Genomic DNA, 23,263 nt, shown 5'->3' with positions numbered 1-23,263 from the left:
CGGACGACGCCATGTTCGATGACCCGAGCCGCAGCCTCGAGCAGGCTGCGGCGAGACCGTGCCGAGCCTGCGCGTCCACGTCCCTCGCAAGGTCGACGTTGCGGCGATCAGGAAGGAATCCGATCTCTCGCTTCGTCGACCAGCGGCATTCTACGGTCGGACGACGGGACGGTACCCTGTCGCTGTTCGCCTTCACCAACGCCGAGCCAAGAGCCGGTGGTCGCCAAGGCCGTGAACAGTCCGGCGCAGGACGGCATCCAGGCGATCGCGCCGCGTGGTGATCGGCCCCCACGGGGGTTGGACGTCACCTTCCGCACCAACATCCACGCGATGTTCTACCTGACCAAGGCGGCGGTGCCGCACATGCGGCCGGGCGCGGCGATCATAAACACGACGTCGATCAACGCCGACGCGCCGCGCCCGCACTTGCTCGCCTACGCCACCACCAAGGGGGCGATCCGGAACTTCACCGGCGGCCTGGCGCAGCTGCTCGCCGAGGAGATCCGGGTGAATTGCGTCGCTCCCCGGCTCGGTCTGGACCCCGCCGATCCCCTCGACCATGCCCGAGGAGAAGGTGCGCCAGTTCGGCTCGCAGGTGCCGATGAAGCGCCCCGGCCAGCCGGTCGACCTCAGCCCCGTCTACGTGATGCCGGCCAGCGAGGAGGCGAGCTACGTCTCGGGCGCCACCGTGGCGGCGACCGGCGGCAAGCCCATGATCTGACGGCACGCCGCCCCGGCGAAGCCACCCCGGAGCGGCAGGCTCGGCTCTATGCGGCTGCGAGCGACACCCGGAAGAGCGTCCGCCCGGTCTCGTCGCGGACGTTCATGGCGAGGGCGGCGCCGGCGGAGCGGGCCGGGTCGAGGGAGCACGAGCGCAGGGCCTGGACGGCCTCGGCATGGGCGGCGCCGGCATCGGTCAGCACGACGCCGATCGTGTCGCGGGCGTCCCAGGTTCCGGCTTCGAGGTCGAAGAAGTAGCGGTGCACGGCGTGTCCTCCCTGCTCGCCCCGGTCTTGCCGGGCCCCACGACAATCGGCCCTAAGGCAGGCTAAGCCTTGCCTAGCAAAGTTCGGGCCGCCCCGGAGCGGCCCACGAGACCGGTCGATTCGGCGCGGCTCTTGCGTCACCCTAGCCCGCCAGCGGGAAGGGACTCAAGCCGTGCGCTACACTTTAGGTTGTCGTCTCTCCTACGAGGTCGAGACGGAGACGGTTTTCATCTTCAACCTGGAGGTCGCACGGCTGGCGCGCCACGGCGACCTCTCGGAGACGCTGCGGCTCTCCCCGGATCTCGCCCTGCGCCGACACGCGGCGCCGGAGACCGGCAACCGCTACGTCGCCGTCACGGTGCCGCCCGGCCGCTTCAGCCTCGACTACGAGGCCGCCGTGACGCTCGATCCCCACCGGGCCGACCCCGCCGGGATCGGCGAGACGCCGGTGAAGGACCTGCCGCTCGCCATCCTGCCCTACCTGCTGCCGAGCCGCTTCGTCTCCTCCGACCGCCTCGCGGCCTTCGCCGAGGCGGAGTTCGGCGACGTCCCCCCGGGCTTCGAGCGGGTGAACCGGATCTGCAACTGGATCCACGACCACATCGCCTACGTGCGCGGCGCCAGCGACGAGGAGACCACCGCCGACGAGACGCTGCTGAAACGGGCCGGGGTGTGCCGCGATTTCGCGCATCTCGGGGCCGCGTTCTGCCGGGCGCTCGGCATCCCGGCCCGTTTCGTCAGCTGCTACGCCTACGGCCTCGTGCCGTGCGACTTCCACGCGGTGTTCGAGGCCTATCTCGACGGGCGCTGGTGGCTGTTCGACGCCACGCGGCAGGCCAATCTCGACGGGCTGGTGCGGATCGGCGTCGGGCGGGACGCGGCCGAGATCGCCTTCTCGACGCCCTTCGGCGAGATGAGCCCGACCGGCATGGAGATCCGCATCGAGCGGGCCGACGGCGCGCCGGAGACGGGCGAGCGCACGGTCGCGGCGATCTCGACCGCCGAGGAGGGCCCTGACGCCGGGGGCGGCCTGCGCTAGGTTCCATCCCGGGAGGCCCCGCATGAGCTACCGCCACGTCGTCGGACCCCGGACCTTCGTCTTTTCCGACCTCGCCGAGCTGATGGCGAAGGCGACCCCGCCGCGCTCCGGCGACCGGCTGGCGGGGCTCGCGGCGGAAAGCGCCGAGGAATGCGTCGCGGCGCGCTGGTGCCTCGCCGAGGTGCCACTCGCCGAGATCCTGGCCCGGCCGCTGATCCCCTACGAGGCCGACGACGTGACGCGGCTGATCCTCGACACCCACGACGCGGCGGCCTTCGCGCGGATCGGACACCTGACCGTCGGCGATTTCCGCGAGTTCCTGCTCACCGCCCCGTCCGAGACCCTGGCGGCGATCGCCCCCGGGGTGACGCCGGAGATCGCCGCCGCGGTCTCGAAGATCATGCGCAACCAGGACCTGATCCTGGTCGCCCGCAAGGCCCGGGTGGTCACCCGCCTGCGCAACACCATCGGGCTCCCCGGCACGATGGCGGTGCGCCTCCAGCCCAACCATCCGAGCGACGATCCCGCCGGCATCGCCGCGGCGATCCTCGACGGGCTGGCCTATGGCTGCGGCGATGCCTGCATCGGCATCAACCCGGTCTCGGATTCGGTGCAGGGGCTCGCCGGCCTGCTGCACCTCCTGTCCGAGACGATCGAGCGCTTCGACATCCCGACCCAGGGTTGCGTGCTCACCCACGTCACCACGACGCTGGAGGCGATGAACCGCGGCGTGCCGGTCGACCTCGTCTTCCAGTCGATCGCCGGCACGCAGGCCGCCAACGCGTCGTTCGGGGTCACCCTGCCGCTCCTCAGGGAAGCGCACGAGGCGGCCCTGGGGCAGAGGCGCGGGACCCTGGGCGACAACGTGATGTATTTCGAGACCGGCCAGGGCTCAGCGCTCTCGGCGAACGCCCATCACGGCATCGACCAGCAGACCCTGGAGGCCCGGGCCTACGCGGTGGCCCGCGCCTTCCGGCCGCTCCTCGTCAACACGGTGGTGGGCTTCATCGGGCCGGAATACCTCTACGACGGCAAGGAGATCATCCGGGCCGGGCTTGAGGACCATTTCTGCGGCAAGCTGATGGGCGTGCCGCTCGGCGTCGACGTCTGCTACACCAACCACGCCGAGGCCGACCAGGACGACATGGACACGCTGCTGACGCTGCTCGGCACCGCCGGTGTGACCTACGTCATGGGCATTCCCGGCGCCGACGACGTGATGCTGAACTACCAGTCGACCTCGTTCCACGACCAGCTCTACCTGCGCGAGGTGACGGGCCTGAAGCGCGCGCCGGAATTCGCCGCCTGGCTCGCCCGGATGGGCCTGACCGACGCCGACGGCGTGCTGCGGCCCGGCGGCGGGGCGCCGCTGCTCTCGGGGATCGCCGCGTGAGCCGCGACGACGAGGCGGCGGGGGCCTGGCGGCGCCTCGCCGCCCTGACCCCGGCCCGGATCGCGCTCGGCCGTGCCGGGTCCGGCCTGCCGACCCGGGAGGTGCTGCGCTTCTCCCTCGCCCATGCCCAGGCCCGCGACGCGGTCCACGCGCCCCTCGACGTCGAGGCGGTGCGGGGGGCGATCGCGGCGCTCGGCTTCGAGACGCTGGTGGCGGCCTCGGCCGCGCCGGACAGGGCGACCTACCTGCGCCGGCCCGATCTCGGGCGGCGCCTCGACGAGACCTCCGCGGCGGCGCTTGCGGCGGCGGCGAGCGATCCGGTCGACCTCGCCCTCGTGGTGGCGGACGGCCTGTCGGCCCGCGCGGTCCACGAGGGGGCGGTGCCGCTGCTGGCGGCGCTCCAGCCGGCGCTCGCCGGCGCCGGGTTGCGCCTCGCCCCGGTGGTCGTCGTGACGCAGAGCCGGGTCGCGCTCGGCGACGCGGTCGGCGCGCTGCTCAAGGCCCGCGCCGTCGCTGTGCTGATCGGCGAACGGCCCGGCCTGTCCTCGCCCGACAGCCTCGGCGTCTACCTCACCTTCGGCCCGCGCCCCGGCCGCACCGACGCCGAGCGCAACTGCCTGTCGAACGTGCGCGCCGCCGGGCTCGCGCCGGACCTCGCGGCGTTCAAGCTGTCCTGGCTGATCGACCAGGCGCTGACCCGGGAGCTGACCGGCGTGGCGCTCAAGGACGAGAGCGACCGGCTGATCGAGGGACCGGCGGAGCGGCAGTCACTGGGGCGGTGAGGCGGTGTGGTGGCGTGAGGCCGGGGTCGCTTCCCGTCTCACCCCGCCCGCAGCCTCTGTCCCTGCAAGACCTGCCCGTCATGCCCGGCGATCCGCAGGTCGATCAGCGTCCCGGCCTCGACGCCCTCCGGCAGCCGGACCGGCAGAAAGCCCTCGGTGCGGCCGGTGCCGCCGCGCTCGGCCAGGACGCGACGGGTCTCGCCGACCTCGCGCTCGAGGCGGCGGGCGAAGGCGGTCGCGCCGGCCTCGCGCAGGCGCGCGGCGCGCTCCTTGATCGCCGCCGGGGCGACCTGGGGCATCCGCGCGGCCGGGGTGCCGGGGCGGGGCGAGTAGGGGAAGACGTGGAGCTGGGCGAGGCCGCATTCCGCGACGAGGTCGAGGGAGCGGGCGAACTGCGCCTCGGTCTCGGTCGGGAATCCGGCGATCAGGTCGGCGCCGAACACCGCGTCGGGGCGAAGAGCCCGGATCTCGGCGCAGAACCGGATCGCGTCGTCCCGGCCGTGGCGGCGCTTCATGCGCTTCAGGATCAGGTCGTCGCCGGCCTGGAGCGAGAGGTGGAGATGCGGCATCAGCCGCGCCTCCTCGGCGAAGGCCGCCACCAATTCGGGATCGGCCTCGACCGAATCGATCGAGGACAGGCGCAGGCGGTCGAGGTCGGGCACCCCGCGCAGGATCGCCCGCACCAGGGCGCCGAGGCTGGTCTCGCCGAGATCGCGGCCATAGGCGGTGAGGTCGACGCCGGTCAGCACCACCTCGCGGGTGCCCTCCGCCACCATCGCACGGACCTGCGCCACGACCTCGGCGGCCGGCACCGAGCGCGAGTTGCCGCGCCCGAACGGGATGACGCAGAACGTGCAGCGGTGGTCGCAGCCGTTCTGCACCGGCAGGAAGGCGCGGGTGCGCGCCCGCATCGCCGTCGCCGCGGGCACCGGATCGGGGCCCGGCGCCATCACGTCGTCGATCCGCACCCGCTCGGGCGCGGGGACGGTCCAGGTCGCCGGGTCGAGCTTGCGGCGGTTGCCGACGATCTCGGCCACCTCCGGCATGGCGGCGTAGGCGTCGGTCTCGACCTGCGCGCCGCAGCCCGTCACCACCACCCGGGCCGCCGGGTTGGCGCGGGCGGCGGCCCGGATCGCCTTGCGGGCCTGGCGGCCGGCCTCGGCCGTGACCGCGCAGGTGTTGAAGAGGAGGAGATCGGTGCGGCCCGCGGCTTCCGCCTGCCGGCGCATCGCCTCGGATTCGGCGGCGTTGAGGCGGCAGCCGAAGCTCAGGACCTCCACGCTCACGCGGCGGCCTCGAACAGCGAGGGCGCGAAGGTACCCTCGTGCTCCAGCTCGGTCGGGCCGGTCATGCGGACGTGGTCGTCCTCGCCCCAGACGATGCGCAGATCGCCGCCCGGCAGGGTGACGGTGGCCTCACGGTCGGTGAGGCGCAGGCGCGCCGCTGCGACGAGAGCGGCGCAGGCCGCCGTGCCGCAGGCCCGGGTCAGGCCGGCGCCGCGCTCCCACACCTTCAGGCGGATGTGGCCGCGGTCGAGGACCCGGGCGAGGGAGATGTTGGCCCGGTCCGGGAAGATCGGGTGGCATTCGAGCAGCGGCCCGACCCGGGCGAGGTCGTAGCTGTCGGGGTCGCGTTCGACGAAGAACACCGCGTGCGGGTTGCCCATGCTGACCGCCCCCGGCGAGTGCAGCACCGGATCGTCGATCGGCCCGACCTGCAGCTCGATGCGGCGGGTGTCGGGAAAGGGCTCGGCGAGGGGGATCTCGTCCCAGCGCAGGCGCGGCCGCCCCATGTCGACGGTGAAGTCCACCGGCGACACCCGCACGACCGCGAGCAGGCCGGGCCGGGTCTCGAGAAGCAGGTTCTCGCCCAGCGGCGGGCGCGCCATCGCGGGATCGTCCAGCATCGCCCAGGCGACGCAGCGGGTGCCGTTGCCGCAGGCGCCGGCCTCCGAACCGTCGGTGTTGTAGATCCGCACGAAGGCATCGGTGCCCGGGGTGACGGGATCGTGCAGCACCATCATCTGGTCGAAGCGCGAGGCCGGGTCGGCCGCGATGGCCCGGGCCTCGGCGGGCTGCACCCGCACGTCGCTCCCGCGCAGGTCCAGAACCACGATCTCGTTGCCGAGCCCGTTCATCTTCAGGAAGCGGCGATGGGCGAGGGGGGACACGGGCAGGGTTCTCCGGCGGGCACATGGGACAGGGGCCGGCCGCTGTATGGACCAGAACCGGTCCGCAGGCGAGACGAGGGCGATCCGTGGGGCCGATGCTCACGGTCTCGCGATGAGGGCGCAACAGCTTTGCGCTTGACGCGTTCGACCGGGCCGGCGATGCCGGCCCTACGCCAGAGCCGGCCGGCCCTCCGCCGGCCCCTGCCAGAGCCGGCCCCGGCCGGCCTACGCCAGAGACCGGAGCGTTCCGCCCGTGATGAAGACCCGCCTCCCGACGATCGCGATCGGCCTCGCCGCGTCCCTGGCCTGCGGGGCCTCCGTTCTGGCCCAGGCGCCCGCGCCGGCCCCTGTGCCGTCGACCGCAGCGCCCCCGGCTGCGACGCCCTCGCCGGCCCAGACGACGCCGCTGCCGACCACCACGGCCCCGGGCCCCGGCCCGGGCGCGAACCAGGCGCCGACGCCACCCGCCCCCGAGAAGGCGCTGCCGCCCGGCACCCCGGCGGTGCCGCCCGCCGCGCCGGCGCCGTCGAGCGCCAACCGACCGCCCCTCGTCGCCAATCCGGGCGACCCGTCGGACGTCGACGAGGTGACGCTGCCGGCCAAGCCCGCCGCGATCCTGTCCGGCAACGCGAAGTGGGACCAGGCGGTGCCGAGCCTCAAGGAGGCGATCGCCAAGGTCGAGGCGGCTTTGGCCCAGGCCGGCATCAAGGCCAACGGCAAGCCGATCTCGGTCTTCAACCGCACCGACGACGACGGCTTCCAGTACGAGGTGATGGTGCCGGTCGAAGCGGTGCCGAGCCCGCGCCCCGCCGGCCTGCCCGACGACCTGCGCTTCGGCGCGACCCCGAGCGGCAAGGCCCTGCGCTTCACCCACAAGGGGCCCTACGAGGGCATCGACCAGACCTACGAGACGGTGACGGCCTATCTCGACGCCAAGGGCATCCTGGTCCAGGACGCCTTCGTCGAGGAGTACCTGACGCCGCTCGCGAGCCCGTCCGACGAGGCGCTCGAGGTCAACATCTACGCCCTGCCGAAGTAGGAGCCGCGCGCCGTCCCGAACGACCGGAGCGTGCGTGGGACGACATCCGGGACTCGGGAAGCCGAGGGCGGAAGACCGCACCTCGATCCGGGATCGATCTCAGACGATACGCCGTAGAGACATACCTCGAAGGCCGTGGGCCGGAGGCCGCGGACGGGATCGGTCGGACCCCGCCGCGGGACGGCGATCCTGGGCGCTACAGCAACGTCCCCTTCAGGATCACCAGCGCCACCGTGAAGTAGATCACCAGCCCCGACACGTCGACGAGTGTGGCGACGAACGGGGCCGAGGCGGTGGCGGGGTCGAAGCCGACGCGCTGGAGCACGAAGGGCAGCATCGAGCCGGTGAGCGAGCCGAACAGCACGATGCCGACGAGCGCGGTGCCGACGGTCGCGGCCACCAGGAACCAGTGCTCGCCGTAATCGTAGAAGCCGAGCTTCTGCCAGATCACGATCCGCACCACGCCGATCGTCCCGAGGATCGCCCCGAGCGTGAGCCCGGCCGGGATCTCGCGGAGCGCCACCCGCCACCAGTCGCTCAAGCGCACCTGGTGGAGGGCGAGCGCCCGGATCAGCAGCGAGGTCGCCTGCGAGCCGGAATTGCCGCCCGAGCTCATGATGAGCGGGATGAAGAGGGTCAGCACCAGGGCCTTTTCCAGCTCGCCCTCGAAGCCCTGCATCGCGCTGGCGGTCAGCATCTCGGACAGGAAGAGCACGCAGAGCCAGCCGGCCCGCTTGCGGATCATGGTCAGGAAGTTGATCGACATGTAGGGCTCGTCGAGCGCCTCCATGCCGCCGAAGCGCTGCACGTCCTCGGTCTGCTTCTGGATCATCGCGTCGATCACGTCGTCGACGGTGACGATGCCGACCACCTGGTTGGTGGCGTCGACCACCGGGATCGCCAGGAGGTCGTATTTCGAGATCAGGCGGGCCGCCTGGTCGCGGCTGGCATCGGCCGAGACCACCACCGGGCGGCGGCTCGGCGCCACCGACAGGATGTTGTCCTCCGGGTTGCCGGTGATGAGGCGGCGCAAGGGGACCGCCTTGGCGAGCGCCCCGGTGCGCGGATCGAGGACGAAGATCGAGTAGATCGTCTCGCGGGTGCGCTCGACCTTGCGGATGTAGTCGAGGGTGAGCCCCACCGTCCACGTCGTCGGCACGGCGACGAACTCGGTCGTCATGATCGAGCCGACGCTCTCTTCCGGATAGGCGATGAGCTTGTCGACCGCCCCGCGGGTCTCGACGTCGAGGCGGGTGCGCAGGTCGGAGCGGCTCGGCTCCTCGATCTCGCGGAAGACGTCGGTGACCCGGTCGGCCGACATCCCCGACAGGAACGAGGCGACGCGGTCGCGCGGCAGCATCTCGATGATGTCGGGGGCGCAGTCGAGCTCGGGCTGGTCCAGCACCTCGACGGCGCGGTCGTGCGGCAGGCTGAGCAGGATGGCGGCCGCCACCTCCGGCGCCTCCCGGTTCAGGGCCTCGACGATATCGGGGGCGCTCTCCTCGGAGAGGCGCGCGGCGAGGGCGGCGGGCTCGACGGGGGCGTCGATCACGGTGTCGGTCATGGCTCACCTGTTGGGCGCTGGCGTCGGCCGGCCGTCTCCGGCCGGTCGCGGCGAGCCGCCGAAAGGCTGAGCGCGCGGGACCTCAGGCCGAAGACGGCAAGGGCGGTCGACTGTGACTGTCGCTCGGCATGGAGTCGGGGGTGTCCGGGAATGCTGCGGCGCGAGAGCGCGCTGCGGGCGACCCGTCACTGCGCCGGGCGGGGGCTTGCGTCAAGAGGGGAACCGCGGGCGCGCAATCGGAATTCGTAAGCGGGGTCTCGTCGACTTGGAGCCCCTGGAAACATTCGAGAAAACCTTGGGGAAGCCCCGGGGAAACCGCGGGAGCCACGATGGTCACGACACGCATCCGCACCTTCTCGGATTTCGCCGCCGCGGTCGCCCGGGCGGCGGGGCGCCCCGGCACCTTCGCGGCGAGCCTGCTGCTGATCGCGGTGTGGGCGTTGACCGGCCCGCTGTTCCACTACTCGGACACTTGGCAGCTGATCATCAACACCGGCACGACCATCGTGACGTTCCTGATGGTGTTCCTGATCCAGAACACCCAGAACCGCGACGGCGCGGCGATCCAGGCCAAGCTCGACGAGCTGATCCGGGCGAGCGCGGCCCAGAACGCCTATATCGGCATCGAGAACCTGACCGAGGAGGAGCTCGACGGCCTGCGCGCCCGCTGCGAGGCGCGGGCGCGGGACTTTCGCCTCAGCGAGGCCGCGGACGCCGCCGAGGAGGCGGCCAACGCCAAGGCCGAGGCGGCGGCCCGGGCCGCGACCGGATCGCGCGGCGGCCTCAGGCGCTGAGCCGGCGGGCCTCCTCCATCTCGCCCCCCATCATCCGGGCGAGCCGCAGGATGTCGCCGATCACGTAGGGCTTGGTCACGAAGATGCTGCCGGACACCGCCGGGTGGTGCAGGTTGGCGGTGGTCGAGGAATAGATCACCGGGCGGTGCGGCTGGATCTGCCGGAAGGCCTCGGCGACGCTCCAGCCGTCGACGAGGCCGGGCAGCCGGATGTCGGTGAGGAGCCAGTCGATCCGGGCGCCGTGCTCGCGCAGCAGCATCAGGGCGGCCTCGCCGCTCGAGGCGGTCAGCGTCGCGACCCCGTGCTGCTCGCACAGGGTCACCAGGAGCTCGAGCAGCATGTAGCTGTCCTCGACGATCAGCACGCAGGGCCGGTCGCCGGGGCGGCGCGGGACGTCCGGTCGGGGCGTCGGAGGCGGAGGGAGAGGCGCTGGCATCGCCGGACGGTCCCGATGATCGATTCCCCGACGCTCGCGCGAATTGGTTAATCGCACGTCAATCCCGTGGCCGGCGCCGCCGTGCCCGGACCGCCCGATCTGTGGCCTTCGTGCAACGGCGTGGCGGCCCGTGGCCGGCCGGCCGGCGGCGCCGCAGCGTGGCCGTATTTCGACGGTGTTGTGTCGCCGGTTCCGGTCACCGTGCGGGGCCGACAGGTACCGGCCGGCGCGTCGAGCTCCCGTCAAGGTTGACGGAACCTTCGCTTAACCGGCCGGGACTACAGACGATCCGGTGTTCCAGTGCATGGCGCCGCCGGACGGGAGGATCCGCTCCGGGCCGTCGCCGGGCGCGGCCCCGCCCGGGGCCGCCAGAGGAGTTTTGGTCGATGTCGCTGCCGCTCGCGCCCCTGCGCGCGCTCAAGATCGCCGCCGCCTTCGGGCTCGCCCTCTCGATGGCCGCCTGCGCGAGCAACAACGACCTCGCCGACGCCTCCGCGGCCTACGGCGCCGGGGGCGCGGGCGGGGCCGGCGGGTACGGGGGCCGCGGCGGCCCCGCGACGCCGGGCAGCGCCCAGGACTTCGTGGTCAATATCGGCGACCGGGTCTTCTTCGATTCCGACTCGACCGACCTGAACCCCACCGCCGTCGCCACCCTCGACAAGCAGGCCCAGTGGCTGCAGCGCTACCCGCGCTACACCTTCCTGATCGAGGGCCACGCCGACGAGCGCGGCACCCGCGAGTACAACTTCTCCCTCGGCGCCCGCCGCTCGCAGGCGGTGCGGGACTACCTCGCCTCCCGGGGCATCGGCTCGAACCGCATGCGCACGGTGTCCTACGGCAAGGAGCGTCCGGTCGCGGTCTGCAACGACATCTCGTGCTGGTCGCAGAACCGCCGCGCCGTCACGGTGCTCGACGGCGGCGCCGGCTCCTGAGCCTCGACAGGGGAGGGCGGCTCGCGCCGCCCCTTTTGCCGGGAGGCGCGGCTTCTGCTAACCCGCCCTCCCGAGCGCGGACTCGCCGAGTGCGGACCCGCAGCCTGACCCGAGCCGTGATGCGCCCCGCCATGCTTCGCCGCCTGTTCCTTGCCCCCGTCCTCGCCGTCTCGGGGCTCGCCCTCGCCGCCGCCTGCCCGGCCGCGGCCCAGGACGCGTCGGAGTTCGTGGTGCGCCTCAACCGGCTCGAGAACCAGTCGCGCCAGATGTCCGGGCAGATCGAGTCGCTCCAGTACGAGAACCGCCAGCTCAAGGAGCAGCTGCGCAAGTTCCAGGAGGACGTCGAGTTCCGGTTCCAGGAGTCGAAGGGCGGCCAGCGCCCGGCTTCCGCGACCCCGCCGGCCAAGCCGCACAAGCGCAGCGACGCCTTCGATCCGTCCCAGAACCCCGATGCCCCGGGCGCCCCGCAGGCGCTCGGCACCACCCAGGCCTCCGGCGCGACCCCGTCCCAGGCGACTCCCGCCGCGCCGCGCCCCGCCGCGACCCCGAACGCCACCGCCGCGCTGAGCGCGCCCCGCGGCGCGATCGAGGACGAGACCCCCGATTACGGCGCCCCCGTGGACCTGCGCCCGCCGGCTCGCGCCGCCGCCCCGGCCGCGACGCCGGCGCCGCGCCCCTCCGCCAGCGTCGCCGCCACCGGCACCGGCGACGCGAAGGCCGATTACGAGGCGGCCTACGCCTACGTGCTGCAGCGCCAGTACGAGCAGGCCGAGATGAGCCTGCGCCAGTTCATCCAGTCGCATCCCAGGGACACCCTGGTGCCGGACGCGACCTATTGGCTCGGCGAGAGCTACCTGCAGCGCAACCGCACCCGCGAGGCGGCCGAGCAGTTCCTGAAGGTCTCGACCGACTACGCCCGCTCGCGCAAGGCACCGGACGCGATGCTGAAGCTCGGCGCCTCGCTCAACGCGCTCGGCGCCCGCGAGCAGGCCTGCGCCACCCTGGCCGAGCTGGAGCGCAAGTTCCCGCAGGCCTCCTCGACCGTGAAGCAGGGCGTCGACCGCGAGCAGCGGCGGGCGCGCTGCGCCGCGTGATCCGGCCTGCCTGAGCCCGTCGACGTGAGCGGCCGGGACGGCCCCCTCGACCCGTCCGAGCGAGATGCCCTCCTGCGAGCCTGGATCGGTCCCGGCACCCCCTACCGGGGGGTGGTGCTGGCGGTCTCCGGCGGCCCCGATTCGACGGCGCTGATGGGCTGCGTCGCCCTCGTGACCACCGCCATCCCGCTCGTCGTCGCCACGGTCGATCACGGCCTGCGATCCGGCGCGCGAGAGGAAGCCGAGGGGGTGGCGGGCCTCGCCGCGGGCTTCGGCCTGCCGCACCGCATCCTCCCCTGGACCGGGCGCAAGCCGGCGGCGCGGCTGCAGGAGGCGGCGCGGCGGGAGCGCTACCGTCTGCTCACCGGCCTCGCCGGCGAGGTCGGGGCCGACCTCGTCCTCACCGCCCATACCCTCGACGACCAGGCCGAGACGGTGCTGATGCGGCTCTGCGCCGGGTCCGGCCCGACGGGGCTCGCCGGCATGGCGCCCGCCCGCCTCCTCGACGACCCGGCCGGTGCCCGCCTCACCCTCGGGCGGCCGTTCCTCAGCGTGCCGAAGGTCCGGCTCGTAGCGACCTGCGAGGCCCATGGCTGGCCGTTCGTCCGCGACCCCTCGAACGCCGACCCGCGCTTCGGCCGCGCCCGGCTGCGGCGCCTGCTGCCGCTGCTGGCCGAGGAGGGCTTGAGCGCCGAGCGCCTCGCCCGCCTCGCCGGTCGGCTGCGCCGCGACGAGGCGGCCTTGGCGCAGGCCGCCGCCGCGGCGTTCCACGACCTGCAACGGACCGATCCGGCGGGAAAGACCGATCCGGCGGGGGAGGGACGCCTCGTCCTCGACGGTCCCGGCCTCGCGGCCCTGCCGGAGGCGGTGGCCCTGCGGGTCGCGGGGCTCGGGCTCGAGGCGATCGCCGGCCACGGGACGGCCTTGCGGCTCGAGCGGCTGGAGCGGGTGCTCCTCGGCGAGGTCCTGCCGGCCCTGCGGGCGGGAGGCACCTGCCGCCGCACGCTGGGCGGCCTGCTCCTCACCGCCCGGGGCGGACGCCTCGTCCTGGAACCGGAGCCGCCGCGGCGGCGCCCGCCCGCGGGGTGACGCGCGGGGGTGGCCGGGCGCGCGGCGCCGCAGGCGCCGGACCATTACTTGGCAAGGCAGGGGCGGGTGCCTACATTGCACCCCGAGTGCCGGTGCCCACCCAGCACGCCCGCGCGGCGCCGCGCTCCTCAGGGATTGACTCTTCGATGAACCCCAATTTCCGAAATTTCGCCCTGTGGGTCGTCATCTTCCTGCTGGTGCTGGCCCTCGTGACCCTGTTCCAGAATCCGGGTCACCGCTCGGGCGGCGGGGAGATCGCCTACAGCCAGCTCCTGAACGACGCCGAGGCGGGCCGCATCCAGAACGTGGTCATCTCCGGCCAGGAGGTGAGCGGCAGCTACACGAGCGGCGGCACCTTCACGACCTACGCGCCGAACGACCCCTCGCTGGTGTCGAAGCTGCAGGGCAAGGGCGTGACCATCACGGCCCGTCCGCCCTCCGACAACACGCCGTGGTTCATCGCGCTGCTCGTCAACTGGCTGCCGATCCTGGTGTTCATCGGAGCCTGGATCTTCCTGTCGCGCCAGATGCAGTCGGGCGCCGGCCGGGCCATGGGCTTCGGCAAGTCCAAGGCGAAGCTCCTGACCGAGGCCCATGGCCGCGTGACCTTCGAGGACGTGGCGGGCGTCGACGAGGCCAAGGAGGACCTCCAGGAGATCGTCGAGTTCCTGCGCGACCCGCAGAAGTTCCAGCGCCTCGGCGGCCGGATCCCGCGCGGCGTGCTGCTGGTCGGCCCCCCCGGCACCGGTAAGACCCTGATCGCCCGGGCGGTCGCGGGCGAGGCCAACGTGCCGTTCTTCACCATCTCGGGCTCGGACTTCGTCGAGATGTTCGTCGGCGTCGGCGCCAGCCGCGTCCGCGACATGTTCGACCAGGCGAAGAAGAACGCCCCCTGCATCATCTTCATCGACGAGATCGACGCCGTCGGCCGCCACCGCGGCGCGGGCCTGGGCGGTGGCAACGACGAGCGCGAGCAGACCCTCAACCAGCTCCTCGTGGAGATGGACGGCTTCGAGGCCAACGAGGGCATCATCATCATCGCGGCGACCAACCGCCCCGACGTGCTTGACCCCGCCCTGCTGCGCCCGGGTCGCTTCGACCGCCAGATCATCGTGCCGAACCCGGACGTGATCGGCCGCGAGCGCATCCTGCGCGTCCACGTCCGCAAGGTCCCGCTCTCCCCCGACGTCGACCTGAAGGTGATCGCCCGCGGCACCCCCGGCTTCTCGGGCGCCGACCTGATGAACCTCGTCAACGAGGCGGCCCTGCTGGCGGCGCGCCGCGGCAAGCGCATCGTCACGATGCACGAGTTCGAGGACGCCAAGGACAAGGTGATGATGGGTGCCGAGCGGCGCACCCTCGTCATGACCGAGGACGAGAAGCGGCTGACCGCCTACCACGAGGGCGGCCACGCCATCGTGGCCTTCAACGTTCCGGCGACCGATCCCGTCCACAAGGCGACGATCATCCCCCGCGGCCGGGCGCTCGGCATGGTCATGCAGCTGCCGGAGCGCGACAAGCTGTCGATGTCCTTCGAGCAGATGACCTCGCGCCTCGCCATCATGATGGGCGGCCGCGTCGCCGAGGAGATGATCTTCGGCCACGACAAGGTCACCTCCGGCGCCCAGTCGGACATCGAGCAGGCGACCCGTCTCGCCCGGATGATGGTGACCCGCTGGGGCTTCAGCCCCGAGCTCGGCACCGTCGCCTACGGCGAGAACAACGACGAGGTCTTCCTCGGCATGCAGGTCAACCGGCAGCAGAACGTGTCGGAGGCCACCGCCCAGAAGATCGACGCCGAGGTCCGCCGCCTGATCGAGGCCGGCCTGCAGGATGCCCGCCGCATCCTCAGCGAGCGTCACGCCGACCTCGAGGCCCTGGCCCGCGGCCTCCTCGAGTACGAGACCCTGTCGGGTGACGAGATCCGCGATCTCATCAACGGCAAGCCTCCCGTGCGCGATGCCGGCGACTACCCGACCAACCCGAGCCGCGGCTCGCCGGTCCCCTCCGCCGGCCGCGGCCGGCCGCGGGAGAACGACGGTGGCTACGAGCCCCAGCCCCAGGCCTGACGGCGCCGGGGCGACCGAACGAGCCGGGGCGGGCTAAAAAGTCCACACCGGCCGGTTTTTGCAGCGAGGGGCGGCGGGAGGGATCCCGTCGCCCCTTGTCGTTGTGGCAGAGCCCCAAAATAACCCAACCAACGTGTGACCGCGTCCGGCTGGAAGAGGCGGCATCGGTCGCCGCGCCCCGAGCGGCGCGGCCCGGCGCCGACGGCCCGGACGGGACAGGGAGACGACGAGCGTGCGCAAGTATTTCGGGACCGACGGCATCCGGGGCCGGGCCAACGGCGTGATCACGCCGGAACTCGCGCTCAAGGTCGGCCAGGCCGCCGGGCTCGTGTTCCTGCGCGGCGACCACCGCCACCGGGTGGTGATCGGCAAGGATACCCGGCTGTCGGGCTACATGATCGAGACGGCGCTCGTCGCCGGCTTCACCTCGGTCGGCATGGACGTGATGCTGCTCGGCCCGATGCCGACGCCGGCCGTGGCGATGCTGACCCGCTCGATGCGCGCCGATATCGGGGTGATGATCTCGGCCTCGCACAACCCGTTCGAGGATAACGGCATCAAGATCTTCGGTCCGGACGGGTTCAAGCTCTCCGACGAGGTCGAGCGCGAGATCGAGCGCCTGATCGACTCGAACCTGCAGACCAAGCTCGCCGGCTCGAACGACCTCGGCCGCGCCAAGCGCATCGAGAGCGTGCATGCCCGCTACATCGAGTTCGCCAAGCGCACCCTGCCGCGGGCGCTGACCCTCGACGGCCTGCGGGTGGTGGTCGACTGCGCCAACGGCGCCGCCTACCGGGTGGCGCCCGAGACCCTGTGGGAGCTCGGCGCCGAGGTGATCGCCATCGGCACCGAGCCGGACGGCTTCAACATCAACCGCGACGTCGGCTCGACCGCCCCCGAGGCGCTGGTCGGCAAGGTGCGCGAGCTGCGCGCCGATATCGGCATCGCGCTGGACGGCGACGCCGACCGGGTGCTGATCGTCGACGAGAAGGGCCAGCGGGTCGACGGCGACCAGCTGATGGCGGTGGTCGCCCGGTCCTGGCAGGAGGACCAGCGGCTGACGAAGAACGGCATCGTCGCCACCATCATGTCGAATCTCGGCCTCGAGCGCTATCTCGGGGGCTTGGGCCTCGGCATGGTCCGTACCGCCGTCGGCGACCGCTACGTGCTCGAGCACATGCGCGAGCACGGCTACAACCTCGGCGGCGAGCAGTCCGGCCACATCATCATGTCGGACTACGCCACCACCGGCGACGGGCTGGTGGCGGCGCTCCAGCTCCTCTCGGTCGTGCAGCGCCAGCAGCGCCCGGTGAGCGAGGTCTGCCACTGCTTCGAGCCGCTGCCGCAGGTGCTCAAGAACGTGCGCTACGGCGCCGGCCGCGAGCCGCTGCGCCAGGACAGCGTCGTCACCGCCATCGAGGGCGCCCGCCAGCGCCTGGGCGAGGGCGGCCGCCTCGTCATCCGTCCCTCCGGCACCGAGCCGGTGATCCGCGTGATGGCCGAGGGCGACGACCGCGACCTCGTGGTCCAGGTCGTCGACGACGTGATCGAGGCCCTGCGCAAGGTCGCAGCCTGAGCGAGGACGCCCCCACCGTCGCGCGATCGACGGACGAGGCGCGGGAACCCGCCGCCTCCTCCGGCGGAGGCATTGCGCGCGTGGCGGAAATCCGGGTCTCCCCGGTTCGTGCCGGCGCTGCGTCCTGACGGATGCAGTCTCGCGCGAAAGCAACGATTTCTCAGGCATAAGGCTTAACGTTAAGGTCGGGTTTACCGAACGCGGCAAGAGTCGTGACGTCTTTCGGAACGGCCGCCCGATCTCCAGCGGCCCTTCGCAACAGGGAACCGTCATGGGCCGCAGCAAGCCACTCGCGCTGGCGCGCATCTTCACGCTCGCTGCGAGCGTGGCCGCGCCGGGGCTCGTTCACGCCGCCGACCTCCTGCCCCCGCCGCCGATGCCGCTGCCGCCCCCGCCGGTTGAGATCGGCGGCAGCTGGTACCTGCGCGGCGATGTCGGCGTCGGCATCCTCGATCTGCGCAAGACGGTCGTCGAGGACGTCTCGACCCCGCGCGTCCCCTACAAGTACACCGCGATCGAGGACCACGTCGGCGACCAGGCCTTCGTCGGCGTCGGCGCCGGCTACCAGTACAATCCCTGGCTGCGCTTCGACGTCACCGGCGAGTACCGCACGCAGGCGGAATGGCGCTTCCTGGCCGAGGACCGGTCCTACGACACCCGCGGCGGCTACAACCTCACCACGGGCAAGTTCTCGTCCGTCGTCGGCCTGGCGAACGGCTACGTCGATCTCGGCAACTGGTACGGCATCACCCCGTTCGTCGGCGCCGGCGTGGGCTTTGCCCACCACATGTTCGGCAGCGTGACGGACCAGGGCCAGGGCACCTACGCCGGCGGCCTCGGCTACGGGCGCGCCAAGGACAAGACCAACTTCGCCTGGGCGGCCCATGCCGGTCTCAGCTACGCGGTCACGCCCAACCTCAAGCTCGAGCTCGCCTACCGCTACCTGAACATGGGCGAGGCCGAAACCGGCGTCGTCGGCTGCCTGCCGAGCTGCGCCCTCAAGACGGTGTACCGCGCCAAGGAGCTCGAGTCGCACGACATCAAGCTCGGCATGCGCTGGATGTTCGGCGCGCCGGTCGTGACCGCCGCCTACGAGCCGCCCCCGCCGCCGATGCCGATGGCGCCGCTGGTGCGCAAGTACTGAAAAACCTCGCACACGCCCGCCCCCGCATCGGGGGCGGGCGGTGCGGCGAAAGGCACTTAAGGTTAAGGGCCCGCTAACCTTGCGGTCTTAATCCTCGTCATCGGGCCCGCGGGTCCGTCCGGCACGATCACGACGTACGCCCCGGCTGAGGAGCCGACCGGGCAGAAGAGGGCGCCCCATGGCACGGTTCGGTCACTGCATTCCGGTCGCGGCCTTCGGGCTCGGCCTGCTCGGCGCGCCGGCCCTCGCCGCCGATCTGCTCCCGGCGCTTCCGCCGCCGCCCCCGCCGCCGGTCGCCCCGGTGGAGGTCGGCTCCGGCTGGTACCTGCGCGGCGACTACACGGCGAGCGACTTCCGCCACCCGAAAGACGGCACGTTGCCGGGCACCGACGGCGCGCCGCTCGTCGGCTTCCGCATGGGGAGCACCGACGGATACGGCGGCGGCATCGGCTACCGCTTCAACAGCTTCCTGCGCGCCGACGTCACCATCGACGGGCGTACCCACAGCCGCTTCCGCGACTATTCCTCGCGCACGCTGTTCACCGAGGGCTTCAACACCGAGGCCGGCAAGATCGACGTCCTGACCGGCCTGTTCAACGTCTACGTCGACCTCGGCACCTGGTGGGGCCTGACCCCGTATGTCGGCGCCGGCGTCGGCATGGCGAGCAACCGCTTCCGCGATGCCTGGACCGGCACGACCTGCTACACCACCGCCTGCGGCGGCGGCGTCGACGGCGTGTACAAGCTCGGCGGCCAGGGCTTCGACGTGCGCGCCAACCACACCGCGATCGGCCTCGCCTGGGCGGCGATGGCGGGCATCTCCTACGAGATCGGCGCCGGCGTGAGCGTCGATGCCAGCTACCGCTACCTCAATGCCGGCAAGGCGCGCTCGGGCTTCGACGCCTACGCCCAGAACACCCGCATCAAGGACATCACCGCCAACGAGTTCCGGGTCGGCCTGCGCTGGGCCTTCGGCAACGGCCTGGCGCTGCCGGGGCTCGGCGGGCTGACCTACTGAGCCTTCATGCCGACGGTCGCCGAGGAGCGCCGCCGGCACCGCGCGCATGCGCCGTCACCATCGATCGAACCGCCCGGTGCGCCCGTCGCACCGGGCGTTTGACTTTGGGGAAGCGACTCGCAGAAACCAGTTTCCGGAAACGCAATATTAAGGTTACCGAGTCATTCTGCCCATAACGGCGCGGCGACGACTGCCGATCGAATGGCCGGGGGCGGGTCCACCATGCGTTTCGCGATTCTCGGAATTCTGGCCGGTCTGGGCCTCGGCGCACCGCTGGCGGCGCAGGCCGCCGACCTCGATTTCGGGGTCCTGCGCGGCGGCGACTACGATCCCGTCGCCGCCCCGTCGCCGACCGTCTGGGACGGCATCTATGTCGGCGGCCATGGCGGCTGGTCGAGCGCGAGCTTCGGCTTCGGCTCGGTCTTCCAGCCGATCGTCGCCGACGCCCTGCGGGCGACGCGGGTCGAGAAGGAGCTGGGTGCTTCGACGCTGCTCCATGCCAGCGACGTCCGCCGCGACGGCGTGAGCTTCGGCGCCTATGCCGGTGTGAACTACCAGTTCGACGACACCGTCTTCGGCATCGAGCTGGACTACACTCATCTCGGTATCACGGGTCGAGCGCCGCAGGATGCGATTGGGCGCAGCATCGTCGGCAGCGACGGCTACTATCGCGCCGCCGGCCTGATCGGCGACTCCTCGACCCAGATCAACGACTACGCCACGATCAGGGCCCGCGCCGGCTACGCCCTCGGCAATCTGATGCCGTACGTCACCGGCGGCCTCGCCATCGGTCGCGCGCAGGTCACGGATCGCGTGTCGATCCAGAACTATGAGTTCGACCAGGCGACCTATCGCTCCAATCAAGCCCTAAGCGATGCGTCGATGCGAGTGCCGGTCGACAATGTCGGCTATGCCCCTGGAAAGTTCAATCAAAGCAACCCGAACTTCAACCCCTACAATCCGCGAGCAAGCGAACTCGACGATCCGCGGGTGATCGCGCGCACCAAGGAAAAGATCGTGGGCGGCTTCGCGGCGGGCGCGGGCCTCGAATACGCGATCACGCCGGGCATCCTGCTGCGCGCCGAGTACCAGTACGTCCTGTTCAACGATTTCGACGGCCACAAGATGAATATTAACACCGTGCGCGGCGGTGCCGCGGTGAAGTTCTAGGGCCCGCTCACGGCGAGCGCTTGCGGGCGCGGCTCCGCCGCGCCACCCTGCCGGGCCGCCCCGCGAGAAGAGGCGGACCGAAGGGCAGGAGATTCCCGATGCAGCGTCTGGCCGGCAAGGTCGCCCTGGTGACGGGCGGCGCGCGGGGGATCGGGCTCGCCATCGCGCGGCGCTTCGCCCGCGAGGGGGCGGCGGCGGTGATCCTCGCCGACATCGACGCGGCGCAGGCCGAGCGCGTCGCGGCCGAGAACCCCGCCTTCGAGCCCTGCGCCCTCGACGTGACCCGGGACGAGGACTGGACCCGGGCGGTCGACCGCACGGTCTCCCGCCACGGCGCCCTCGACGTGCTGGTCAACAACGCCGGCATCGCCGTCGTCGGCACGATCGAATCCGTGACCCTGGAGGAGTGGCGCCGGGTCCAGGACATCAATGTCGACGGCACCTTCCTGGGCTGCCGCCATGCCGTGCGGGCGATGAAGCCGCCGGCCGGGCGGGGCGGGGCGATCGTCAACCTCTCGTCGGTCTCCGGCATCGTCGGCGGGCACAACCTCGCCGCCTACAACGCCTCGAAGGGGGCGGTGCGGCTCCTCACCAAGTCGGTCGCGCTGCATTGCGCGCGCCAGAATTACGGCGTGCGCTGCAACTCGATCCATCCGGGCTTCACCGAGACCGACATGCTGCGCGACCTCGCCGCAGGCAGCCGCTACAGCCCAGAGGAGCTGCGCCAGCGCCTGCAGGCCGCGGTGCCCCTGGGGCGCAACGCCGCGGCCGACGAGATCGCCGGGCTCGCCGCCTACCTCGCCTCCGACGAGGCCGGCTTCGTCACCGGGGCCGAGATGGTGATCGACGGCGGCGTGACCGCCCAATAAACGGCTGCCCCGAAAGTCGGAACCCGGCGGCAGGCTGCCCCCTCTACAGGTCGCCGATTCGCGGCTATTTGTATGCGCCGCAGCAAATTCTCCGGAGACCTGACCGATGTCCGCCCAGGCCGCCCCCGCCCCGACCGATCTCGTCACCCTCGCGCAGGAGGCGGGCCTTTCCGCGAAGGCGCTCGCCGCGGATGCCGCCCGGCGCGTGCGCGCCGGCCTCGTCGGGGCCGACGGCCGCCTGTCGGCGGAGCGCCTCGAGGCCGAGCAGCACGCCGCCCACGGCCTCGCCTGGCTCTCGACCTACGCCGAGGCGATCGTCCAGCTCGGCGCCTACGCGGCCCGCCTCGCAGGCGAGGGGCGCTTCGGCGAGACCGAGACGCTCCTCGTGCGCATCGGGCTCGGCGAGTACCTGGAGCAGCTCTTCGGCGGCATACCGATGAGCCAGGGCGAGATGGTGCGCCCGACGACCTCGCTGGGCCTCAAGGCCCAGGAGGTGGCGCGCCACCGCTCGGACGCCGTCGAGACCCTGATCGCCGAGGGCAACACCGCCAAGAACCGCGCCGCCCTGGTGCGGCTGATCCGCGAGGGCGTCGCCGCCGCGACCGTCGGCGACAGCGGCCTCGACGAGGACATGGAGGCGATCCGCACCGAGATGCGCCGCTTCGGCCAAGCCGAGGTCGCGCCCCACGCCCACGAGTGGCACCTCGAGAACGCCTACATCCCGCTCGAGATCATTGGCCAGATGGCCGAGCTCGGCGTGTTCGGCCTGACGATCCCCGAGGAGTACGGCGGCATGGGCCTGCCGAAGATCTCGATGTGCGTGGTCTCCGAGGAGTTGTCGCGCGCCTATATCGGCGTCGGCTCGCTCGGCACCCGCTCGGAGATCGCGGCCGAACTCATTCTCTGCGGTGGCACCGAGGAGCAGAAGAGCCGCTTCCTGCCCAGGATCGCTTCGGGCGAGATCCTGCCGACCGCGGTCTTCACCGAGCCCAATACCGGCTCCGATCTCGCCTCGCTCCGCACCAAGGCGGTGAAGGACGGCGACACCTGGCGGATCCACGGCAACAAGACCTGGATCACCCACCCGGTCCGCGCCGACCTGATGACCGTGCTGGTGCGCACCAAGCCCGAGGAGCCGGGCCACAAGGGCCTGTCGCTCCTGCTCGGCGAGAAGCCCCGCGGCACCGACGAGGATCCCTTCCCGGTCGAGGGGCTGTCGGGCGGCGAGATCGAGGTGCTCGGCTATCGCGGCATGAAGGAATACGAGCTCGCCTTCGACGGTTTCGCGGTGCCGGAGGGCAACCTCCTGGGCGGCGTCGAGGGCAAGGGCTTCGCCCAGCTGATGCAGACCTTCGAATCGGCCCGCATCCAGACCGCGGCCCGGGCCGTCGGCGTCGCCCAGGCGGCCCTCGATGTCGGCCTGCGCTACGGCGAGGAGCGGGTGCAGTTCGGCAAGCCGCTGGTGTCGTTCCCGCGGGTCGCCGACAAGCTCGCCATGATGGCGGTCGAGATCGCGATAGCCCGCCAGCTCACCTACTACGCCGCCCACCAGAAGGACGAGGGCAAGCGCTGCGACCTCGAGGCCGGCATGGCCAAGCTCCTCGCCGCCCGCGTCGCCTGGGCGGCGGCCGACAACGCGCTCCAGATCCACGGCGGCAACGGCTTCGCCCTCGAATACCAGGTGAGCCGCCTGCTCTGCGACGCCCGCATCCTGTCGATCTTCGAGGGGGCGGCCGAGATCCAGGCCCAGGTCATCGCCCGGCGCCTGCTCGAGGTGCAGTGAGGCGAGGGGGCCGAACGAGCCCCCGACGCGACGACGGCGCGCGGGGATCGCCCCGCGCGCCGTCGTCGTTCCGGGCAACCGACCCGGGGTTACTTGGTGATCTTCACCGAGACCGGATCGCTCGACGGAAAGGTTTCCTCCAGCCCCTCGTCGAGGCGCTCGCTGAGCTTGCTCTGCTGGTTCTCCGGCCGCGCCTTGTCGTCCGGGGAGGCGCTGTCGCGGCGGAAACCGGGCTGGTCCTGGTTCGGGGTCTTGGTGTCGTCGGCCATCGGGGCCTCCCTGGGCACGGCGTCCCGGCACGGGACGGGTTGCCCGG

The 23,263-nt window shown here is 72.0% G+C and carries 21 protein-coding genes and 1 pseudogene; 16 read left to right on the top strand and 6 right to left on the bottom strand.

The window, feature by feature from the left end; translation table 11 throughout:
* Window positions 1–306: 306 nt before the first annotated feature.
* Window positions 307–721: pseudogene (locus V3T34_RS21430) on the top strand (SDR family oxidoreductase); the annotation flags it as partial.
* 46 nt (window positions 722–767) lie between these two features.
* On the opposite strand, the gene V3T34_RS21425 reads toward V3T34_RS21430, so the two are convergent.
* Window positions 768–986, bottom strand: a complete 219-nt coding sequence (locus tag V3T34_RS21425; protein ID WP_060846218.1) for a DUF6894 family protein — start codon at window positions 984–986, stop codon at window positions 768–770.
* Window positions 987–1,158: 172 nt separating this feature from the next.
* Between V3T34_RS21425 and V3T34_RS21420 the strand changes: the two genes are divergently transcribed.
* The 3 genes from V3T34_RS21420 to eutC are packed head-to-tail and all read left to right on the top strand — an operon-like array spanning window position 1,159 to window position 4,200.
* Window positions 1,159–2,025: a transglutaminase-like domain-containing protein gene (locus V3T34_RS21420; protein WP_305078357.1), complete on the top strand. Its 867-nt coding sequence runs from the start codon at window positions 1,159–1,161 to the stop codon at window positions 2,023–2,025.
* A 22-nt stretch (window positions 2,026–2,047) separates the two neighbouring features.
* A complete protein-coding gene (locus V3T34_RS21415) occupies window positions 2,048–3,418 on the top strand; it encodes an ethanolamine ammonia-lyase subunit EutB (RefSeq protein ID WP_305078358.1) in 1,371 nt (456 codons plus the stop codon).
* Window positions 3,415–4,200 (top strand): ethanolamine ammonia-lyase subunit EutC, encoded by a 786-nt coding sequence (gene eutC, locus V3T34_RS21410; protein WP_305078359.1) that lies wholly within the window; start codon window positions 3,415–3,417, stop codon window positions 4,198–4,200. Before V3T34_RS21415 ends, eutC begins: the two co-directional genes overlap by 4 nt.
* Window positions 4,201–4,238: 38 nt before the next feature.
* On the opposite strand, the gene mtaB is transcribed toward eutC, so the two are convergent.
* Both mtaB and dapF read right to left on the bottom strand, forming a co-directional pair.
* Window positions 4,239–5,486 carry a tRNA (N(6)-L-threonylcarbamoyladenosine(37)-C(2))-methylthiotransferase MtaB gene (gene mtaB, locus V3T34_RS21405; RefSeq protein WP_305078360.1) on the bottom strand — a complete coding sequence of 416 codons (1,248 nt, stop codon included), beginning with the start codon at window positions 5,484–5,486 and terminating at the stop codon, window positions 4,239–4,241.
* Entirely contained in the window at window positions 5,483–6,370 is an 888-nt protein-coding gene (dapF, locus tag V3T34_RS21400) for a diaminopimelate epimerase (RefSeq protein WP_060846213.1), read from the bottom strand. Before dapF ends, mtaB begins: the two co-directional genes overlap by 4 nt.
* Window positions 6,371–6,626: 256 nt before the next feature.
* Here dapF and V3T34_RS21395 point away from each other — a divergent pair, with 256 nt between their 5' ends.
* Window positions 6,627–7,409 (top strand): GyrI-like domain-containing protein, encoded by a 783-nt coding sequence (locus tag V3T34_RS21395; protein ID WP_060846212.1) that lies wholly within the window; start codon window positions 6,627–6,629, stop codon window positions 7,407–7,409.
* Window positions 7,410–7,605: 196 nt separating this feature from the next.
* Here the strand turns inward: V3T34_RS21395 and mgtE are convergent, their stop codons facing one another.
* A complete protein-coding gene (gene mgtE, locus V3T34_RS21390) occupies window positions 7,606–8,973 on the bottom strand; it encodes a magnesium transporter (protein WP_305078361.1) in 1,368 nt (455 codons plus the stop codon).
* A gap of 329 nt (window positions 8,974–9,302) precedes the next feature.
* Here mgtE and V3T34_RS21385 point away from each other — a divergent pair, with 329 nt between their 5' ends.
* Window positions 9,303–9,767, top strand: coding sequence for a low affinity iron permease family protein (locus V3T34_RS21385; RefSeq protein ID WP_060846210.1), 465 nt, complete (start codon window positions 9,303–9,305; stop codon window positions 9,765–9,767).
* On the opposite strand, the gene V3T34_RS21380 is transcribed toward V3T34_RS21385, so the two are convergent.
* Window positions 9,757–10,131 carry a response regulator gene (locus V3T34_RS21380; protein WP_305078362.1) on the bottom strand — a complete coding sequence of 125 codons (375 nt, stop codon included), beginning with the start codon at window positions 10,129–10,131 and terminating at the stop codon, window positions 9,757–9,759. The two genes, V3T34_RS21385 and V3T34_RS21380, sit on opposite strands and share 11 nt — an antisense overlap.
* A gap of 458 nt (window positions 10,132–10,589) precedes the next feature.
* Here V3T34_RS21380 and pal point away from each other — a divergent pair, with 458 nt between their 5' ends.
* The 10 genes from pal (at window position 10,590) to V3T34_RS21330 (ending at window position 22,947) form a co-directional block, all read left to right on the top strand.
* The gene (gene pal / locus V3T34_RS21375) at window positions 10,590–11,135 is read left to right on the top strand and encodes a peptidoglycan-associated lipoprotein Pal (protein ID WP_060846208.1); all 546 of its coding nucleotides are present in this window, start codon (window positions 10,590–10,592) and stop codon (window positions 11,133–11,135) included.
* Between the two features lie 131 nt (window positions 11,136–11,266).
* Window positions 11,267–12,229: a tol-pal system protein YbgF gene (gene ybgF, locus V3T34_RS21370; RefSeq protein WP_305078363.1), complete on the top strand. Its 963-nt coding sequence runs from the start codon at window positions 11,267–11,269 to the stop codon at window positions 12,227–12,229.
* A gap of 24 nt (window positions 12,230–12,253) precedes the next feature.
* Entirely contained in the window at window positions 12,254–13,318 is a 1,065-nt protein-coding gene (gene tilS / locus V3T34_RS21365) for a tRNA lysidine(34) synthetase TilS (protein ID WP_407942747.1), read from the top strand.
* 146 nt (window positions 13,319–13,464) lie between these two features.
* Complete coding sequence (gene ftsH / locus V3T34_RS21360; RefSeq protein WP_060846206.1) at window positions 13,465–15,387, top strand: ATP-dependent zinc metalloprotease FtsH; 1,923 nt, start codon at window positions 13,465–13,467, stop codon at window positions 15,385–15,387.
* Between the two features lie 232 nt (window positions 15,388–15,619).
* The gene (gene glmM / locus V3T34_RS21355; protein WP_060846205.1) at window positions 15,620–16,963 is read left to right on the top strand and encodes a phosphoglucosamine mutase; all 1,344 of its coding nucleotides are present in this window, start codon (window positions 15,620–15,622) and stop codon (window positions 16,961–16,963) included.
* Between the two features lie 271 nt (window positions 16,964–17,234).
* Complete coding sequence (locus tag V3T34_RS21350; protein WP_305078364.1) at window positions 17,235–18,107, top strand: outer membrane protein; 873 nt, start codon at window positions 17,235–17,237, stop codon at window positions 18,105–18,107.
* Between the two features lie 178 nt (window positions 18,108–18,285).
* The gene (locus V3T34_RS21345; RefSeq protein WP_305078365.1) at window positions 18,286–19,125 is read left to right on the top strand and encodes an outer membrane protein; all 840 of its coding nucleotides are present in this window, start codon (window positions 18,286–18,288) and stop codon (window positions 19,123–19,125) included.
* 201 nt (window positions 19,126–19,326) lie between these two features.
* Window positions 19,327–20,295, top strand: coding sequence for an outer membrane protein (locus V3T34_RS21340; protein WP_331369283.1), 969 nt, complete (start codon window positions 19,327–19,329; stop codon window positions 20,293–20,295).
* Between the two features lie 98 nt (window positions 20,296–20,393).
* The gene (locus V3T34_RS21335) at window positions 20,394–21,164 is read left to right on the top strand and encodes a glucose 1-dehydrogenase (protein WP_305078366.1); all 771 of its coding nucleotides are present in this window, start codon (window positions 20,394–20,396) and stop codon (window positions 21,162–21,164) included.
* A 106-nt stretch (window positions 21,165–21,270) separates the two neighbouring features.
* Window positions 21,271–22,947 carry an acyl-CoA dehydrogenase family protein gene (locus V3T34_RS21330; protein ID WP_305078367.1) on the top strand — a complete coding sequence of 559 codons (1,677 nt, stop codon included), beginning with the start codon at window positions 21,271–21,273 and terminating at the stop codon, window positions 22,945–22,947.
* An 89-nt stretch (window positions 22,948–23,036) separates the two neighbouring features.
* On the opposite strand, the gene V3T34_RS21325 is transcribed toward V3T34_RS21330, so the two are convergent.
* A complete protein-coding gene (locus tag V3T34_RS21325) occupies window positions 23,037–23,216 on the bottom strand; it encodes a hypothetical protein (protein ID WP_048427723.1) in 180 nt (59 codons plus the stop codon).
* Window positions 23,217–23,263: the final 47 nt, after the last annotated feature.

Source organism: Methylobacterium ajmalii (genome assembly GCF_036448855.1).
Lineage (GTDB): Bacteria > Pseudomonadota > Alphaproteobacteria > Rhizobiales > Beijerinckiaceae > Methylobacterium > Methylobacterium ajmalii.
Note: the sequence above shows the minus strand (reverse complement) of the source record. Positions and strands in the feature narration are given on the sequence as shown.

Excerpts from the sequence above, each read along its gene's own strand:
- V3T34_RS21415 (WP_305078358.1), top strand. The coding sequence starts at position 2,048 with ATGAGCTACCGCCACGTCGTCGGACCCCGGACCTTCGTCTTTTCCGAC.
- V3T34_RS21395 (WP_060846212.1), top strand. The coding sequence starts at position 6,627 with ATGAAGACCCGCCTCCCGACGATCGCGATCGGCCTCGCCGCGTCCCTG.
- mgtE (WP_305078361.1), bottom strand. The coding sequence starts at position 8,973 with ATGACCGACACCGTGATCGACGCCCCCGTCGAGCCCGCCGCCCTCGCC.
- V3T34_RS21385 (WP_060846210.1), top strand. The coding sequence starts at position 9,303 with ATGGTCACGACACGCATCCGCACCTTCTCGGATTTCGCCGCCGCGGTC.
- pal (WP_060846208.1), top strand. The coding sequence starts at position 10,590 with ATGTCGCTGCCGCTCGCGCCCCTGCGCGCGCTCAAGATCGCCGCCGCC.
- ybgF (WP_305078363.1), top strand. The coding sequence starts at position 11,267 with ATGCTTCGCCGCCTGTTCCTTGCCCCCGTCCTCGCCGTCTCGGGGCTC.
- ftsH (WP_060846206.1), top strand. The coding sequence starts at position 13,465 with ATGAACCCCAATTTCCGAAATTTCGCCCTGTGGGTCGTCATCTTCCTG.
- V3T34_RS21350 (WP_305078364.1), top strand. The coding sequence starts at position 17,235 with ATGGGCCGCAGCAAGCCACTCGCGCTGGCGCGCATCTTCACGCTCGCT.
- V3T34_RS21345 (WP_305078365.1), top strand. The coding sequence starts at position 18,286 with ATGGCACGGTTCGGTCACTGCATTCCGGTCGCGGCCTTCGGGCTCGGC.
- V3T34_RS21340 (WP_331369283.1), top strand. The coding sequence starts at position 19,327 with ATGGCCGGGGGCGGGTCCACCATGCGTTTCGCGATTCTCGGAATTCTG.
- V3T34_RS21335 (WP_305078366.1), top strand. The coding sequence starts at position 20,394 with ATGCAGCGTCTGGCCGGCAAGGTCGCCCTGGTGACGGGCGGCGCGCGG.
- V3T34_RS21330 (WP_305078367.1), top strand. The coding sequence starts at position 21,271 with ATGTCCGCCCAGGCCGCCCCCGCCCCGACCGATCTCGTCACCCTCGCG.
- V3T34_RS21325 (WP_048427723.1), bottom strand. The coding sequence starts at position 23,216 with ATGGCCGACGACACCAAGACCCCGAACCAGGACCAGCCCGGTTTCCGC.